We start from the raw sequence: 16,085 nt of genomic DNA on the forward strand, positions 1-16,085 counted from the left end.
TAGGGCAGTCCGTTCGCCAGCATGGCGGGCGAAGTTTTTCCGCGTTTTCCGGGTTGGAGAGATATGCAGACCGTTAACGATATCCGCACCACGTTTCTGGAGTTCTTCCGCAAGAACGGCCACGAAGTCGTTTCCTCCAGCCCGCTGGTGCCGCGCAATGACCCTACCCTGATGTTCACCAATGCCGGGATGGTTCAGTTCAAGAACGTTTTCACCGGCCAGGAACACCGCGATTATTCGCGTGCCGCGACCTCGCAGAAATGCGTGCGCGCCGGGGGCAAGCATAACGACCTTGAGAATGTCGGTCATACCGCGCGCCATCACACCTTCTTTGAAATGCTCGGCAACTTCTCGTTTGGCGACTACTTCAAGGAAAACGCGATTGAATTCGCCTGGAACCTGATCACCAAGGAATACGGTCTTCCGGCCGACAAGCTTCTGGTCACGGTCTATCACACCGATGACGAGGCGCATGGTCTGTGGAAAAAAATCGCCGGTCTGACCGATGATCGCATCATCCGTATCCCGACCTCGGATAACTTCTGGTCGATGGGCGATACTGGTCCGTGCGGTCCGTGCTCGGAAATCTTCTTTGACCATGGCGATCACATCTGGGGTGGCCCTCCGGGCAGCGCGGATGAAGACGGCGACCGTTTCATTGAAATCTGGAACCTCGTCTTCATGCAGTACGAGCAGATGGCAAATGGCGAACGCGTTGATCTGCCAAAACCGTCCATCGATACCGGCATGGGCCTGGAACGTATTGCCGCTGTTCTGCAGGGCAAGCACGACAACTATGACATCGATTTGATGCGCGCGCTGATCGAAGCATCGGCTGACGCCACCAATACCGATCCGGATGGCCCGCATAATGTGTCGCACCGTGTGGTGGCCGACCATTTGCGTTCGACCAGCTTCCTGATTGCGGATGGCGTTCTGCCGTCCAATGCCGGTCGCGGTAACGTTCTGCGCCGTATCATGCGCCGCGCGATGCGCCATCTGCACATGATCGGAACCCAGGATCCGGTGATGTATGAGCTGGTCCCGTCGCTGGTGCGCAAGATGGGCAATGCTTTCCCGGAACTGGTCCGCGCACAGGCATTGATCGAAGAAACCCTCAAGCTTGAAGAGCAGGGCTTTAAAACCATGCTTGATCGCGGTCTCAAGATGCTTGATGACGCGACCGATGGCATGGACGAAGGAGCGATCCTTTCGGGTGATGTTGCGTTCAAACTTTATGACACCTATGGCTTCCCGCTTGATCTGACTGCCGATGCGCTTAAGGAACGTAAAATCGGCATCGACGAAGACGGTTTCACCTCTGCCATGGAAGAACAGAAAGCCAAGGCACGTGCAGCTTGGTCCGGTTCCGGCGAAGCTGCGACCGAGGAAGTCTGGTTTGACATCAATGACCGTGATGGCGCGACCGAATTCTTGGGCTATGAAACCGAAACGGCTGAGGGTGTGGTAACCGCCCTGATCAAGGACGGCGCTGAAGTCAAAACCGCATCCAAGGATGACGAGGTTGCCCTGATTGCCAACCAGACGACCTTCTTTGGCGAGTCTGGTGGTCAGCAGGGCGATGCCGGTGTGATCAAGACCGAAAACGGTGCGATCATTGAAATCACCGACACCCAGAAAAAGCTGGGCGCTTTGCATGTGCATCTTGGCAAGGTGACCGAAGGTGAGGTCAAGGTTGGCGATGCTGCGGAATTCCGCGTCGATCACACCCGTCGTTCATCCTTGCGTGCCAACCACTCGGCCACCCACCTGTTGCATGCGGTTCTGCGCAAGCATCTTGGTGATCACGTGACCCAGAAGGGTTCGCTTGTGGCAGCTGATCGTCTGCGCTTTGACATCTCGCACCCCAAAGCCGTCACGGCCGAGGAAGCTGCGGTGATCGAAGCTGACGTGAACAGCCTGATCCGCGAAAACAGCGAAGTCACCACTCGTCTGATGACCCCGGACGAGGCGATTGAACTTGGCGCAATGGCGCTCTTTGGCGAGAAATACGGCGATGAAGTCCGCGTTGTTTCGATGGGCCAGCCGGTTGCCAACGAACATGCCTATTCGCTTGAACTTTGCGGTGGTACGCATGTCAAACGCACCGGTGATATCGGCATGTTCAAGATCGTTTCCGAAGGTGCTGTTTCAAGCGGTGTGCGCCGTATCGAGGCACTGACCGGTGCCGATGCTGCCAACTACGTCTCAGCACGCGAAAACGTTCTGACCTCTGTTGCCGCAGACCTGAAATCCGTTCCCGAAGACGTCCCGGCACGTGTCAAGGCGCTGCAGGAAGAACGTCGTCGTCTGGAACGCGAAGTTTCCGACCTGCGCAAGAAGCTGGCGACGGCCGGCTCCGGTGCGTCATCGGGCGGCGATGCGTTCAAGGACGTCAACGGCGTCAAAATGGCGCTGCGTTCGCTGGAAGGCATTCCGGCCAAGGAGCTCAAAGGCATGGTCGACGAGCTCCGCGAACAGATGGGCTCCGGCATTGTCGCACTTGTGTCGGGTGACGGAGGCAAGGCATCCATCGTTGTCGGTCTGACCGAAGACCTCAAAGACACATACAGCGCCGTTGATCTTGTGCGCATCGGTGTTGAAAAACTCGGCGGCAAGGGTGGCGGTGGCCGTCCGGACATGGCGCAGGGTGGCGGTTCTGATCCGTCACAAGCCGACGCCGCACTGGCCGCGATCGAGGCACATATCGCTGGCTAAGCGATCCCGACGATCAAAAGTCTGATGAATAGAAAGGGCCCCAATAGGGGCCCTTTTCTTTTGTCTGAGGATTGTCGTCAGGCCAGCGGCAACAGGATATCCGTGATGGCTTCATGCTCGGCAACGTCTGGATAAAACGCGATCCGTTGGAAAATCAGCGGGAAGTCACTTGGTGTTTCGCCGCTGTGCGGCAGCCAGTCGCGATAGAGTGCCAGCGCGCTGTCGCCCAATGTCTGGTCGCTGCCGCTATGGCGCAGTTTGGCATAGCGACCAGCGGGCAGGGTTTGCGCATAGAGCCCTTTCTGTGTGTCTTCCTCTGACAATTCCTGATCGGTCGCGACGGCAAGGCCCATGCGGAATGCCTCGGCTGGGGTGTCTTCAGGATTGCACCAGACGATATTGAAAGTCGCGTGTTTTGACGGATGCAGATGGTGGATCTTGCGCCAGGCAATAAATCGCTGGATGGTTTCGCCGATCCGCTCGGGCGGGCCGATATGGTCCATGCAGGCGGTTCGGGTTTCCGGGAAATTGATGATGGTGACGGTTTCTGATGCCGTGGTGGTCATGGTGTCCCTCCGAACCTGTTGGAGTTTTCCATAGGGGGCTTGCCAGGTGTCCCAATCGGGATGGTTGCGAAAGTCTGACGGGCTTTGATCATGGAGCTTGCGAAAGGCGCGTGAAAAGGATTCTGCATTTTCGAACCCCGCATCAAACGCAATATCCGTGATCGAAGTACTTTTACGAAACAATAGGCTGTGCGCAGCACGACGCATGCGGACCAGCCGGACATATTTTGTGGCCGTAATGTCGAACAGGGCGGCGAACTGGCGATGGAAGTGAAATCGAGAGTAGGCCGCAACCCCGGCCAGTTCCGCCAAATCCAAATGGCGATCCGCATTGTCATCGATGTGGGCGATGACGCGGGCAAACCGGTTTTGTAATTGAACTTGCGGACTGTCGGTCATCGGATCGCTTTTCAACGGCGTTGTTGCGGACGTGATGGCATCAGTCTGCCCCGAATTGAAAAGGACTGCCTGACCATTCTTGCGATTCAGGCGTCTTTATCGCCACCCCGATCTTTCGCCGGTTCCTGATGATGCAGGACCCGTGTTGCAGCCCGAAGCACAGCCTTGCGGTCATTTTCTTCCGGCACGTTGCGCTCGGCCGCACTGGCAATCATGCGGGCATGGGTGCGCAGGATATCGCGCTGTTGATCGGTGTGGGCGAGCCGCATCAGGCTTTCCAGAACTTCGGCCATCGGCAGCAGGACATCGGGTTTTCTGTTTGCTGACTGCCGGATCTGATCATAAGCAGCGCCGAGCATCCCGTCGAAGTCAGACAGCAGGGCTTTAAGGCGGACCTCATCGCGATCATCGATCCAGATGCCGACCGGATAGCGGAACTGCATGGCATGGGGCAGGGCCCGGCCAAGGCGATAAACCGCGGCAATGGCGGTAAACGGATCATTGATGCCCGGCGACAGGGCACGCAGGGCGACCTCGACCAATTGGCGCAGGGCAAATTCGACATCAAGCATCGCGGTCCGGTGTGTGCCAATCATGATGGCGTCCAATATGTCGGCGTGGCATTGGTCGATATTCTTGTCTGATTGGGCGTCTTTTGCGGGATCAATCTGCCCGACGATATCGCCTGCCAGGACATGTTGCCCGGCCCGGATGACCAGCGAAATTCGGGTATCGGTTTCCTTGGCGATCTCGCAGACTTTTTCATAATCAATGCCCTGCACATAGCCCGAGGACGCGATGCAAATGGCTTGATCGCGTGCGATATCCTGCGGGTCGGGCAGGGATGCTTCGGCCTTTTCCGCCGCCTTGATCGGATCAGAAAGGGTGGAGCAGGCCGATTGAATGGTTTCTTCAAGGTTCTTGCCGACACGCTGAATGACTTCATCGGCAACGATGGATCGGCCGAGATGATGGACAAACAGGATCAGGACAAAAACACTGATGACAAACAGCGCAATCCCGACCGTCGCGGCAAGATGCGGGACGGGGCCGCCATCCGGATTGCTTCCCGTCAGCACGAGGGAGGTAATCAGAAACAGGATGCTGCCAACAAAAATGCCAAGCGCATTCTGGGTTTTGCTATCGCCCATAAAGTTACGGATCATGCGCGGACCAAGCGACCCGGCGGCAAGCGTCAGCACCACCATCGTGATCGACAGGGCAAAGGTTGTCATGGTGACAAGGGTGGCCAACAAGGTTTCAAGCAGGCTGCGGACCGTGTCGATTTCGCCAAAGCCTGGTAACAGCTCAGGCAATATGTCGCGCAACCAGTCCTGCGGCAGCGCCATGACGCCGACCGCCATCGCCGCCCCGCCAATTGCAAACAGCAAGGGTGACACCCACAGGCTATAGGCCAGAAATTCCCATACGCGGATCAGGCGTTGAACCATGATGCAAGGATCCCTTTTCGAACCAAAGGCAGATCAGACAGTGTCACGTGATCCGGATCAGGGAAAACGCAAACGACATCATATGATTAAACGCCGGTTATGGCATGCAGTTCCCGCACGGGCTTTTCCCGGCGGGAATACTGATGGAAGGTGGTCGGAAAAGCGCGCGGAAAGGCACGCTTTTCAGATCAAATATCGATGTCTTCAAGGGCGACCAAGCTGATCAGGGTGTCGGCCTCTGGCGTGCCCTTGCGGGCATTGTCGGGAAGCATTGCCAATTGATCGGCAGCCTTGCGGATTTCGTCGAGATCATCAATCCCGTCGCAGACCTCCATCACCCGGTTCCAGATCGCATCATGATCCATGCCGCCCATGACGGTCAGGGCAATGGCACGGTTCAATGTTGCTTGCGGATGATCGGCATCTTGCGACAGGATTTGTTCAAACGCTTCAAAGGCTGCGATCAGATGACCTTCGCGCAGATTGATGACGCCAAGATCGTTCGATGCACTGAGCGATGCCGGATTGATGCGCAGCAACTGCTCGACCGCACGGCGTTCGCTTTCGAAATCCGCGTTGGCGCGATGGCATTTGGCGATCAGGCGATGAATGGTTTCCGAGCCGGGGCTGTGGTGGCCTGCGGACTGCAGCGCTGACAGGGCCGCGTCATAGCGTTCAAGTGCGATCAATGCCTGCCCGCGCAGGGTCAGCAATTCCGGGTCGGTCGGTTTGCCACGCAAAACGATATCGACATGGTTCAAGGCACCGCGCGCATCGCCATTTTGCAGCAGAGCGCGTGCAATGTGATGCAGGCAGTCTTCATGACCCCCATCAGATTGCAGCACCGTGCGGTACTCGCCGATTGCTTCGATGATCGAACCTTTTTCATGAAGGGCGCGCGCCAGGCCAAAGCGGGCCGCAAGATTGTCCATGTCTTCGCCAAGCGCCTGACGCAGCATATTAATTGCGGCGTCAAACTGTTGCCGTTTCAAGGCCGCAAGCCCCATATCAGAAAAGGACATTGCATTCATAGGTGGTCTCCCAATCCAGGCGAGATCCGTTGTCCGGACCCCTAAACTTATCGATTAACGATGGGATTATAGTCCCCAAACCGATCATTACCAGCCCTATGTCATAACGAATTCATGACGCTGATCCGATCACGGTGATGAGGCCCAAAAACAAAAGGCCCCGGAACATATGCCGGGGCCTTTGCGTGATCATGATGCCAGTGCCTTAAAGCTTATGGATCATCTTGATTTCCATGAAGTCTTCGAGGCCGAACAGGCCGCCTTCGCGTCCATTGCCTGATTGTTTGTAGCCGCCAAACGGGCTGCCTGCCATCGGGGAGGAGCCATTGAGCAACACCATGCCGGCACGCAGTTTGCGCGCGACGCGGTCGGCTTTTTCGGCGTCCGGGGTCTGGACATAGGCGGCAAGGCCATAGGGTGTGTCATTGGCGATCTCGATGGCTTCCTCTTCGGTGTCGAACGGGATCATCGAGACGACCGGGCCAAAGATTTCCTCGCGTGCGATGCGCATCGTGTTGTTCACATCCGAGAAGATCGTCGGCTTGGTGAAGTAGCCTTCATTGGTGTCATCGGGCTTGCCCGCACCACCAACAAGAAGGGTCGCACCTTCGTCAATGCCGGCCTGGATCAGGGTCTGAACGCGGTCAAACTGGATGTGGCTGACCAGCGGGCCGATGTGATCGCCTTCCTTGGTCGGATCGCCGACTGATGCTTCTTCGCCCACGCGTTTGGCGACCTTGACCGCCTCGTCATAGATCGAACGCTGCACAAGCATGCGGGTCGGGGCGTCACAGGTCTGGCCGGAGTTGTTGAAAACGGCATTCACACTCCAGGCGATGCGGTCTTCGATATCGACATCGTCAAACACGATGTTGGGCGACTTGCCGCCAAGTTCGAGGGTGACGCGCTTTATGTTTTCCGAGGCATCCTTGGTGATCGCCTTGCCCGCCCGGGTCGATCCGGTAAAGGACATCATGGTGATGTCGGGATGACGTGACAGGGTCGCACCGGCAATCGGGCCAGCCCCCTGAACCATGTTGAATGCACCTTCCGGGAAGCCGGCCTCATGGATCATTTCGGCATAGAGCATGGCATTAAGCGGGGTGAATTCGGACGGCTTGAGCACGCAGGTGCAGCCAACGGCCAAGGCCGGGACGACCTTGAGCACGATCTGGTTGATCGGCCAGTTCCACGGGGTGATCAGGCCACAAACACCGATGGGTTCGCGCAAAAGATGCTCCCCGTTATAAAGGGTTTCCTCGGTCTTGAGCTTTTTAAGGGCTACGATGAAATCTTCAAGATGGGCTGTGCCTGCTGCTGCCTGTTGTTCGTGCGACATGCTGGTCGGCGCGCCGAGTTCCCTGGTGATGGTATCGGCGACTTCGCCATAGCGGCGCTTATAGATCGCAAGCAGGTTTTCAAGCCAGCCGAGGCGTTGCTCGACCGTGGTCTGGCTATAGCTTTCAAAGGCGCGCTTGGCCGCGGCGACCGCAAGGTCGACATCTTCTTCGCTGGCCAGGGTGATTTGGGTGATGACTTCTTCGGTGGCCGGATTGATCACGTCCATCGTCTCCGATGAAATCGGATCAACCCACTTGCCGTTGATATAAAATTTGCCTGGGTTATCCATTGGAAGCCTTCCTGATCGTTTTGTGGTGTCAGTGCCTGGCATTGATGCCCGACACGGGTGACGTTCGGGGCGCGGTTTTCAGGTTCGTTTCCTCAGCCAGCTTTTTATGATGTCGCGATGGCGTTCGCCGCCGTAACTGGCAAAATGCCCACCATGCACCACCCGGACCGGCAAATCATAAAGCCGTTCCATTGATCGCACATAGTCAGCTGCATTTGCATGATAAGTGTCTTCGATCAAAGGTCCATCATAAACAATGTCCCCTGAAAACAGGATGCCGGTTGCCTTTTCCCAAAGGGCAATGCCACCGGGCGAATGGCCCGGTGTGTGAATGACCTCAAAATGGCGGTCGCCCAGATCAATCACATCTCCGTCTTCAACAATACGCGTGGCCGGTGCCGCCTTGACCGCATAGGTGGTCGAGGAATAGGGAAGCGGCGGGAGTTTGGTGAAAATCTCGTCAGTCACATAGGGATCGGCGAGTGTATTCTTGCGCGTCGGCGCAGCCAAAAGGTCGGCCTCGCAGCGATGACACACCCGATTTTCAAATTCATGGTGGCAGCCGATATGATCAAAATGGGTGTGGCTGGCAACTGCCTGAACGGAGCGTTCGGTGACAAGCGGCACCCATTCGGTCAGCGACACAACCCCCATGCCACTATCAACCAGCATGTCGCCATCGCGCCCGCGCACATGCCAGATGTTGCAGCGGTAAAATTCCTCGATAAACGGCTCCCCGATATAGGTCACGTCATCGCCAACGGTTTTCAGGCTGTACCAGTCTTCGGGTTTGGCGCGGTCCATATTTGTCTGGCTCATGACGCGGTACTTTCTTGTATCGGGTGGGGCGGGTGGCCGGGCAGCAGCACGACCGAGGTTGGATCAAGGGTCAGTTCAACCCACGCACCGGGCTCAATAATCGCTGATTGCGGCATGTGGGCGGTAATCGTCATGTTGGGGCAATCAACCGGGGTTAAATGTGCGCGATGATGGGTGCCAAAGAACGATCCGTCCTCAACCTTGGCCTTGCCCAGTGTGACGCGCGGTCCGGTCCCGGTGCTGGCACGGAAATGTTCCGGGCGAATGGCAAGGGTGACCGGTGCCTCGGGCGTAAATCCTGTGCACTCAAACTCGGGCAGTTCAACCGTGCCAAGCGGGGTCTTGACGGAAATGGTGCTATCAGTTGCGCTTTCAAAGGTGCCGGGAATGAAATTGACTTCACCCATGAAGCTTGCCGAAAACAGCGTTTTGGGCTGCATGTAAATGGTTTCTGGGCTGCCGACATCTTCGATCTTGCCGGCATTCATCACCACGATCCGGTCGGCAATCGCCATGGCTTCTTCCTGATCGTGGGTGACATGCACGAACGTGGTGCCAACCCGTTTCTGAATGGCTTTGAGCTCATCCTGCATCTGACGTCGAAGCTTGAGGTCAAGCGCGCCGAGTGGCTCATCGAGCAACAGAACATCGGGTTCGACGGCAAGTGCGCGGGCAAGGGCAACGCGCTGGCGCTGGCCGCCGGAAAGTTCGTGGGGTTTCTTGTTGGCCGATGCCTTGAGCCCGACCATATCAAGCAGTTCTTCGGCCTTGGCATGGCGTTCGGCCTTGCCGACCTTGCGCATCTTAAGGCCAAAGGCGACGTTGTCGCGCAGGCTCATATGCGGGAACAGGGCGTAGTCCTGAAACATCGTGGTGGTCGGACGCTTGGCGGGCGCAACATCGCCCATATCCGTGCCATCGATTTCAATCGTGCCACTGGTCGGGGACAGGAAACCGCCCAGAAGCGATAACAAGGTGGTTTTGCCACAGCCCGACGGGCCCAGAAGGACAATGAATTCGCCAGCCGCGATTTCAAGGCTGACATCATCAAGGGCGGTAAAATCGCCAAAGGTCTTGGTGGCGTTGCGAATGGAGACAGGGGCGGTCATTTCTTTGCCGTCCTTCTAAAGACAATCAATTCAAGAATAAGCAGCAGCGCAACCGATACAAGGAAGACAACGCTTCCGACCGCGTTGGTTTTCGGGTTCAGGCCCGAACGCAGCATGCTCCAGATTTCAACCGGCAGGGTGACGTCAAAGCGCGACAGCAAAAATGCGATGATGAATTCATCCCAGCTAAACGTCACCGACAGGAAAAAGGCCGCGAGGATCGATGGCATCAACATCGGGGCGGAGACCTGCGTCATGACCTGCCATTCGGCAGCACCAAGATCGCGGGCCGCACGTTCGATGTTTTTCTGATGATCCCCCATCGAGGCATAAATGATCGCAAAACACAGCGGCAGATTGATCACCACATGACCGATCCCCACCGTCCAAAGCGACAGCGATACAGCGACCCAGTTAAAGGTCGTCAGCAAGCCCAGCGCAATGATCAGGTAGCTGACCGTCATCGGTGCAATCAGAAGGCCGCGCTGCAAACGTGATGCCGGCAGGACAAAACGCGCCAACCCATAAGCCGCGCAGAAACCCAGCACACAGGCAACCGTGGCCGAGCCAAGGGCAACCATCAGCGAATTGCCAAGGGCCGACATCAGACGGCTGTCAGAAAATACCTCGCCATACCATTTAAGGGTCGCGCCATTAAAGGGTGGTACCGGCAGGCGGCCGTCCTGAAAGGAAAACAGGACCAGGACCGCGACAGGCAAAAAGATAAAGCCATAAAGTGCCGCCAGATAGGACCAGGACAGCAGTTTGGAAAAGCGTGAAGAGATCATGCTACGTCCTCTCCATCTTGAGCCAGCGGGCACAGGCAATATAGGCCATCGTGACAACCACCATCAGAATGATCGAAAGGGTGGCGGCCATCGGGAAATCGGCCCGTCGGCCCAATTGCAGCATGATGACTTGCGGCAGGGCGAGCTCGTTATTGCCGCCAAGGATCTGCGGGGTGATGTAATCGCCAATGCACAGCACAAAGGTCAGGAACGCACCGACCATGATCCCGGGCAATGTTAGCGGTAACACAACATGCCAGAACACCTGAAAGCCGTTGGCCCCAAGGTCGGCGGCGGCGCGGCGATAGTTGGGCGGCATCTGCACCAGATTGGCATAGATCGTCAGGGTCAAAAGCATGACAAAGAAATGCACGAAGCCGATGACGGTCGCACTGCGCGTGCTGGCCAGTTCAAGCGGCTCGGAAATCACGCCAAGATACATCAGGGTATTGTTGATCACCCCGTTTTGCGCCAGCACCAGAAGCCATGAGTAGGAGCGCACTACATAACTTGTCCAGAAGGGCAGGATCGCCATGATCAGCGCCATACGCTGCCATTTCTGCGGCACACGTTCGGCAATGATCCAGGCCAGCGGATAGGCCAAAATCACTGAAATCAGGGTGACGGTAAAAGTAATCTCAAGCGAAACAAAAAGCCCCTTAAGCAGATGGGCCTTTTCAAAGAATTCGATGTAATTGTCAAAATTCCACGCCATTACAATTTCGCGGCCCTTGCGGGTCGCAAGGCTGATCGCGGCCATGATGATAAAGGGAATAACAAAAAACGCGACCGTCCAAAGCAGGGCCGGGGTGACAAATCCCCAGGCGCGGCGATTTTCGCGTGTTTCAAGGCTGGCAGTGGCCATAACGGTATCCTTTTCGCAACCGGCTCAAGGGGGTGGTTGCTTGTAACTCGCTTGGGATGATGGGCGCCGTTTGGCTGAGTTTATCGCAGTTTGGAACCGATGCCCCGCAAAAAGCGGGACATCGGCAGGTGGCAGTAGACAAGGGATTGCTTACTGCTGGAGCATTTCGACCCAGGCATCCTGCATCTCGGCATCGAGATCAGCATCCGGGACCGGGTAAAGCTGTGCGTTTTTCAGATAACCCGACTGATCATTCCAGCGCAGTGCTGCTTTCTGGGCATCGGTCAGGTTCTCACCTGCCTTGGCGTTGGCCGGCATTCCCCAATAGCACGACGAGGTCGCAAGGCGAGCCTGGCCTTCGGGGCTGAGGATGTACTGAACGAATTTCAGGGCCAGATCAGGTTTTTCAGAGTCTTTCATGACCCCGATCGACTGCGCCCAAAGAAGACCGCCCTGCTCGGGGATTACCCAGTCAAGGTTCGGTTTGTCTTCGGAAAGCACGGCCGTGATCCATTCACCGCCGCCGACAAGGATGTCGACTTCGCCGGTCGCAAGTGCGGTCTGGGAGGACACAACCTCACCGACCTGCTTGGAGACCTTTTTCATCGCGAACAGCTTTTCCTTGATCGCGTCCATATCGTCCGCATCAAGATCAGCTGTATCAATGCCAAGGCCAAGACCGACAAGGCCGATCACCGGCAGGTAATAGTCATAAATCGCAATGCGTCCGGCATATTTGTCCGACCAGATGATCGACATGTCTTCCATGTCCTTGGGATCAACCTTGGTTTTGTCGAACGAAATGGTGTTGTAGCCGAACTTCTCGGTGACGGCATAGGTCTTGCCATCGACAACATTGTTGTCCGCCATCAGAACTTCGGGGAAAATGTCGGATGTCGGCAGGGCGTCAGCTGGAATTTCACCCAGAACACCCATTTCAACCACGCGCGGCACATCAACGCCATCGACGACAAATACATCCCAGTCGCCCGGACGGGATTGTTCGATGATCGACAGGCCCGCACCGGTGCCTTCATATTCCTTGAGATTGACTTTGACGTCGTATTTTTCTTCGAACGGCTCAACCAGGGCCGGATCGGAATGGTCGCACCAGACAAGCGCATTGAGCTCTTCGGTGGCCTGGGCGCTCTGCGCCATGGCAACCGCGCCCAGAATAAAGGTCGCAGCGCCGCTAAGAAACTTATTGCGGGTCTTCCCCGTAGAGACGTGACGAGACATAGGCTCTCCCTGATTTCATAATTGAGGCCTCCCTTGTATTGGGTTCTTCGGTGCTCATTTCGGCACCGTTGAAAAAATATTGAACGTGTTCATTTTTTGAGTCAATGTAAATTTTGAACCCGTTCAGTTTTTCCGGAGTGACGATGTCAGGACTGCGCGCCCAAAAGAAAGCCGACAAAAACCGCCGCATTCTCGAGGCGGCGACGACGCTGTTTCGCAAGGTCGGATATGACAGTGCGCGCATCGAAGACATTGCCGAAATGGCCGGTGTCTCGGTCGGGACGTTTTATAACTACTTCAAAAACAAGGGCGATATGCTGATGGCCACGGTCTCGATGGAGGTCGAGGAAGTCCTTGCCGCAGGGGATGCCATCATCGCGCGCGATCATGACGAAGTTGCACCGGCCTTATCGGAACTGATCGGGAAATATTACGATCACTCGCTGACCTATCTTTCCAAGGAGATGTGGCGCACGGCAATGTCGCTGTCGATTGCACAGCCCGAAACGCCGTTTTCAAAACGCTACACCGCCCTTGATCACCGCCTGTCCAAACAGGTCTGCGATCTGATTCGCGCCCTTCAGAAACGCGGGATCGTGCGACGCGAGGTTGATTGTGATGCGGTCGGCGAGCTTCTGTTTAACAATGTCAATATGATGTTCATCGAGTTTGTTAAGGATGAGGACATGGATGTGGATGGCCTCAAGGCTGAAGTTGCCCGGCAAAATGCGCCGGTGGCGCAATTGATGTGTCTGGCCTCTGACTGATCCTGCGTGTTCAAGAGGTTTGCGTGCTCGATCGCGCACCGGTCGTGCGCTTCGTCACAGACAACATATTGATATTGTGATCATTATGGTAGAAGAACGCTGGTCATCTTTGTCGATGGGCCAGAATAAGCCACCAAAAATAATGAAACGAGCAGATCATGCAGGAGACCGGGCAAAACGCGGATGATGCGTTTGGCAGGCTTTCGGATGAAACCAACGAAGCCAGTATTGGCGAGCTCAGGCTCGCCGATGGTGACCTGTTTGAGCTTCCCGGTGTGCAGGGCCGTGTTGAACGGCTTGATTTCGGCAATGGCATGCTTTTGCATCGCGCCGAACTCAGGGTGCGCGAAAATGCCCTGTTTGATGTGCGTAACTCCTTGCCGCCGGGATGGCTTGGCGGATCGGCCACCGTCATGGGCAAACTTGAAATCGAATGTCCGCATGGCAAGCGTTATGAGATGACGCCCGATGTCGGCATGATCAAGCGGATCGATCCGTTCGGGACACGTTATTTTTTGCCGGAAGATCAACTGATCCGTCATGTTGGTGTGGCGATACCCCTTGCGCCGTTGAAACAGCGTTTCGGGGATGATTTTCCCGAAAGCCTGTCACCGTTTTTGTCCGATCGTCAGGATGTGGTGGATATACGTCCAGTCGCAATCAGCAACCGTATTCGCAGCATCGTCAGTGCCATGTTCTCCGGCCATGTCAGCGGGCCGGGGCGGCTTTTGAAGCTTGATGGTTTGGCGAGCCTGTTTTTGGGTGAGTTTATTGACCTTCACGCTCAAAAAACGCAGGAATTCAGCGCGCCTTTGGCGCTGACAGAGCTTGAAAAATCCGTTGTCGATACAGTGATCGCGACGGTGTCAAACGACCCGGGAGCAGCAATCTCTGTCGAGCAGTTGGCGGCTGACAACCAGATGACGTCACACCGGCTGAACAGCCTGTTTCGCCAGACAACCGGTAAAAGTTGTTCGGAGTTCATCCGTCGCGTACGTATGAGATACGCACGCGAATTGCTGCACCAGGGCGAGATGAGTATCAAACAGGTCGCCGCCGCCGTCGGCTTTGCCCATGTCAGCAACTTTTCACGCTCGTACCGCGACTGGTACGGTGAAAGTCCTGCTGCTGCCCTGCGCCGGGCCTAGAACGAAAATCTTCTTGTGGCATCTGCCTTGCGATGAGCCGTGCAACATTCTAGGTTAACGCAAACGTCAACTTGTGTTGCAGGGCAAAAATGAAGTTTCAGGGTACGGAAAATTACGTCGCAACCGAAGATCTGATGGTGGCGGTCAATGCTGCGATCACGTTGCAGCGTCCACTTCTGGTCAAGGGCGAGCCGGGCACCGGCAAGACCGTTTTGGCCGAAGAAATTGCCAAATCGCTTGGCAAGAAACTGATTACCTGGTCGATCAAATCGACCACGCGTGCCCAGCAGGGACTTTATGAATATGATGCGGTGTCGCGTCTGCGTGACAGTCAGCTGGGCGATGAGCGCGTTCATGACATCGGCAACTACATCGTCAAGGGCAAGCTGTGGGAAGCCTTTGAGGCAAAGGGCGAAGCACCGGTTCTTCTGATTGACGAGATCGACAAGGCCGATATCGAGTTCCCCAATGACTTGCTGCAGGAACTCGATCGCATGGAGTTCTTTGTCTATGAGACTCAGCAAACCGTGAAGGCGACCAACCGCCCGATCGTGATCATCACATCCAATAATGAAAAGGAACTGCCAGACGCGTTCCTGCGTCGCTGTTTCTTCCACTATATCCGCTTCCCGGATGCGGACACCATGGCCGAGATCATCGAGGTGCATTACCCGGGCATCCAGAAACGTCTGGTGGGTGAGGCACTCAACCTTTTCTATGACATGCGCGAGGTCTCGGGGCTCAAGAAAAAGCCTTCAACCTCCGAGCTGCTTGATTGGCTGAAGCTTCTGATGGCCGAAGACCTGCCGCCCGAAGCGCTTCGCGCCAAGGATGCCAAGACCGCCGTGCCACCGATGCACGGGGCGTTGCTGAAAAACGAGCAGGACGTGCATCTGTTCGAACGGCTTGCCTTCATGGCGCGGCGCGAAGGGCGTTAATTCGGACGTCAATAGGCGGGGAAGGTGGCCTTCATGGCGGTTTCCTCAGCCCGGATGCGGCGCCAGAGGATGGCGGCATAGATCGGCAAGCCGACGATCAATGTACCCCACGCCTGAAGGGCAAGACCAAAGCCCAGCAATTCAGGGGCGATGTTCAGGAAGTAATTGGGATGCTTGCAGATTTTATAAAGGATGCTGGTTCGGATTTCGTGATGGGGCGCGATGATCAGTTTGATCGTCCACAGATCACGCAAAGTCGCAATCACGCCGGCAAGCATGACAATCGACACACCCCACAAACCGATCCCGACATAGGTCACGGTATCAACAGGGGCCGCGCGATAGAAACCTTCGACGCAGCAGGCAATGTAAAAGCCGATATGGGCAATGGTCAGAAGTCGGGTTGTTCCGGTGTCATGTTCGGTCGCACCGGCTGCCCGCAGGCGCGCTTCATTGCGTTTGGAAATGCCAAGCGTCACAAAGCGGGTGACGATGGCGATGATCACAAAGCCATAGAGAAAATCAGTCATCAAAAATCTGCTCGCGAATTTATTGTTGTTACGCCGGGGCAGGATCGCCCGGCAATTGCGCGCGCAACCTGCCCGAAGGATGCGTCT

14 protein-coding genes are annotated in these 16,085 nt (G+C 56.1%); 4 read left to right on the top strand and 10 right to left on the bottom strand.

From position 1 onward, the window contains the following. Window positions 1-63: 63 nt before the first annotated feature. On the top strand, window positions 64-2,718 hold the full coding sequence (gene alaS / locus ACXAF0_RS06835) for an alanine--tRNA ligase (RefSeq protein ID WP_475345134.1): 2,655 nt from the start codon (window positions 64-66) through the stop codon (window positions 2,716-2,718). A 77-nt stretch (window positions 2,719-2,795) separates the two neighbouring features. Here alaS and ACXAF0_RS06840 read toward each other — a convergent pair whose 3' ends face one another. From ACXAF0_RS06840 to ACXAF0_RS06880, 9 genes are all read right to left on the bottom strand, one after another. Further along, a complete protein-coding gene (locus ACXAF0_RS06840; protein WP_475345135.1) occupies window positions 2,796-3,683 on the bottom strand; it encodes an AraC family transcriptional regulator in 888 nt (295 codons plus the stop codon). Between the two features lie 86 nt (window positions 3,684-3,769). Further along, a complete protein-coding gene (locus ACXAF0_RS06845; protein WP_475345136.1) occupies window positions 3,770-5,134 on the bottom strand; it encodes a DUF2254 domain-containing protein in 1,365 nt (454 codons plus the stop codon). Window positions 5,135-5,322: 188 nt separating this feature from the next. Then, on the bottom strand, window positions 5,323-6,165 hold the full coding sequence (locus ACXAF0_RS06850) for a tetratricopeptide repeat protein (protein ID WP_475345137.1): 843 nt from the start codon (window positions 6,163-6,165) through the stop codon (window positions 5,323-5,325). A gap of 205 nt (window positions 6,166-6,370) precedes the next feature. Beyond that, the gene (locus ACXAF0_RS06855) at window positions 6,371-7,795 is read right to left on the bottom strand and encodes an aldehyde dehydrogenase family protein (RefSeq protein WP_475345138.1); all 1,425 of its coding nucleotides are present in this window, start codon (window positions 7,793-7,795) and stop codon (window positions 6,371-6,373) included. A 78-nt stretch (window positions 7,796-7,873) separates the two neighbouring features. Further along, window positions 7,874-8,614 (bottom strand): MBL fold metallo-hydrolase, encoded by a 741-nt coding sequence (locus ACXAF0_RS06860; RefSeq protein WP_475345139.1) that lies wholly within the window; start codon window positions 8,612-8,614, stop codon window positions 7,874-7,876. Beyond that, on the bottom strand, window positions 8,611-9,723 hold the full coding sequence (locus tag ACXAF0_RS06865) for an ABC transporter ATP-binding protein (protein WP_475345140.1): 1,113 nt from the start codon (window positions 9,721-9,723) through the stop codon (window positions 8,611-8,613). Before ACXAF0_RS06865 ends, ACXAF0_RS06860 begins: the two co-directional genes overlap by 4 nt. Then, on the bottom strand, window positions 9,720-10,511 hold the full coding sequence (locus tag ACXAF0_RS06870; RefSeq protein ID WP_475345141.1) for an ABC transporter permease: 792 nt from the start codon (window positions 10,509-10,511) through the stop codon (window positions 9,720-9,722). The genes ACXAF0_RS06865 and ACXAF0_RS06870 overlap by 4 nt, the downstream gene beginning before the upstream one ends. Window position 10,512: 1 nt before the next feature. Further along, window positions 10,513-11,376 (bottom strand): ABC transporter permease, encoded by an 864-nt coding sequence (locus tag ACXAF0_RS06875; RefSeq protein WP_475345142.1) that lies wholly within the window; start codon window positions 11,374-11,376, stop codon window positions 10,513-10,515. A gap of 150 nt (window positions 11,377-11,526) precedes the next feature. Then, window positions 11,527-12,615 carry an ABC transporter substrate-binding protein gene (locus ACXAF0_RS06880; protein WP_475345143.1) on the bottom strand — a complete coding sequence of 363 codons (1,089 nt, stop codon included), beginning with the start codon at window positions 12,613-12,615 and terminating at the stop codon, window positions 11,527-11,529. 143 nt (window positions 12,616-12,758) lie between these two features. On the opposite strand from ACXAF0_RS06880, the gene ACXAF0_RS06885 reads away from it, so the two are divergent. From ACXAF0_RS06885 to ACXAF0_RS06895, 3 genes are all read left to right on the top strand, one after another. Beyond that, window positions 12,759-13,382, top strand: a complete 624-nt coding sequence (locus tag ACXAF0_RS06885; protein ID WP_475345144.1) for a TetR/AcrR family transcriptional regulator — start codon at window positions 12,759-12,761, stop codon at window positions 13,380-13,382. 158 nt (window positions 13,383-13,540) lie between these two features. Continuing rightward, window positions 13,541-14,530, top strand: a complete 990-nt coding sequence (locus tag ACXAF0_RS06890; RefSeq protein ID WP_475345145.1) for a helix-turn-helix domain-containing protein — start codon at window positions 13,541-13,543, stop codon at window positions 14,528-14,530. An 89-nt stretch (window positions 14,531-14,619) separates the two neighbouring features. Then, window positions 14,620-15,468, top strand: coding sequence for an AAA family ATPase (locus ACXAF0_RS06895; RefSeq protein ID WP_475345146.1), 849 nt, complete (start codon window positions 14,620-14,622; stop codon window positions 15,466-15,468). An 8-nt stretch (window positions 15,469-15,476) separates the two neighbouring features. Here the strand turns inward: ACXAF0_RS06895 and ACXAF0_RS06900 are convergent, their stop codons facing one another. Then, window positions 15,477-15,998, bottom strand: coding sequence for an isoprenylcysteine carboxyl methyltransferase family protein (locus ACXAF0_RS06900; RefSeq protein ID WP_475345147.1), 522 nt, complete (start codon window positions 15,996-15,998; stop codon window positions 15,477-15,479). Between the last annotated feature and the right edge of the window lie 87 nt (window positions 15,999-16,085).

Source organism: Thalassospira sp. ABD4_177 (assembly GCF_056160125.1).

What these genes read in the sequence shown, in the direction of transcription:
- ACXAF0_RS06850 (WP_475345137.1), bottom strand. Translation starts at nt 6,165, where the DNA reads ATGAATGCAATGTCCTTTTCTGATATGGGGCTTGCGGCCTTGAAACGG.
- alaS (WP_475345134.1), top strand. Translation starts at nt 64, where the DNA reads ATGCAGACCGTTAACGATATCCGCACCACGTTTCTGGAGTTCTTCCGC.
- ACXAF0_RS06880 (WP_475345143.1), bottom strand. Translation starts at nt 12,615, where the DNA reads ATGTCTCGTCACGTCTCTACGGGGAAGACCCGCAATAAGTTTCTTAGC.
- ACXAF0_RS06890 (WP_475345145.1), top strand. Translation starts at nt 13,541, where the DNA reads ATGCAGGAGACCGGGCAAAACGCGGATGATGCGTTTGGCAGGCTTTCG.
- ACXAF0_RS06840 (WP_475345135.1), bottom strand. Translation starts at nt 3,683, where the DNA reads ATGACCGACAGTCCGCAAGTTCAATTACAAAACCGGTTTGCCCGCGTC.
- ACXAF0_RS06900 (WP_475345147.1), bottom strand. Translation starts at nt 15,998, where the DNA reads ATGACTGATTTTCTCTATGGCTTTGTGATCATCGCCATCGTCACCCGC.
- ACXAF0_RS06875 (WP_475345142.1), bottom strand. Translation starts at nt 11,376, where the DNA reads ATGGCCACTGCCAGCCTTGAAACACGCGAAAATCGCCGCGCCTGGGGA.
- ACXAF0_RS06885 (WP_475345144.1), top strand. Translation starts at nt 12,759, where the DNA reads ATGTCAGGACTGCGCGCCCAAAAGAAAGCCGACAAAAACCGCCGCATT.
- ACXAF0_RS06895 (WP_475345146.1), top strand. Translation starts at nt 14,620, where the DNA reads ATGAAGTTTCAGGGTACGGAAAATTACGTCGCAACCGAAGATCTGATG.
- ACXAF0_RS06845 (WP_475345136.1), bottom strand. Translation starts at nt 5,134, where the DNA reads ATGGTTCAACGCCTGATCCGCGTATGGGAATTTCTGGCCTATAGCCTG.
- ACXAF0_RS06870 (WP_475345141.1), bottom strand. Translation starts at nt 10,511, where the DNA reads ATGATCTCTTCACGCTTTTCCAAACTGCTGTCCTGGTCCTATCTGGCG.
- ACXAF0_RS06860 (WP_475345139.1), bottom strand. Translation starts at nt 8,614, where the DNA reads ATGAGCCAGACAAATATGGACCGCGCCAAACCCGAAGACTGGTACAGC.
- ACXAF0_RS06865 (WP_475345140.1), bottom strand. Translation starts at nt 9,723, where the DNA reads ATGACCGCCCCTGTCTCCATTCGCAACGCCACCAAGACCTTTGGCGAT.
- ACXAF0_RS06855 (WP_475345138.1), bottom strand. Translation starts at nt 7,795, where the DNA reads ATGGATAACCCAGGCAAATTTTATATCAACGGCAAGTGGGTTGATCCG.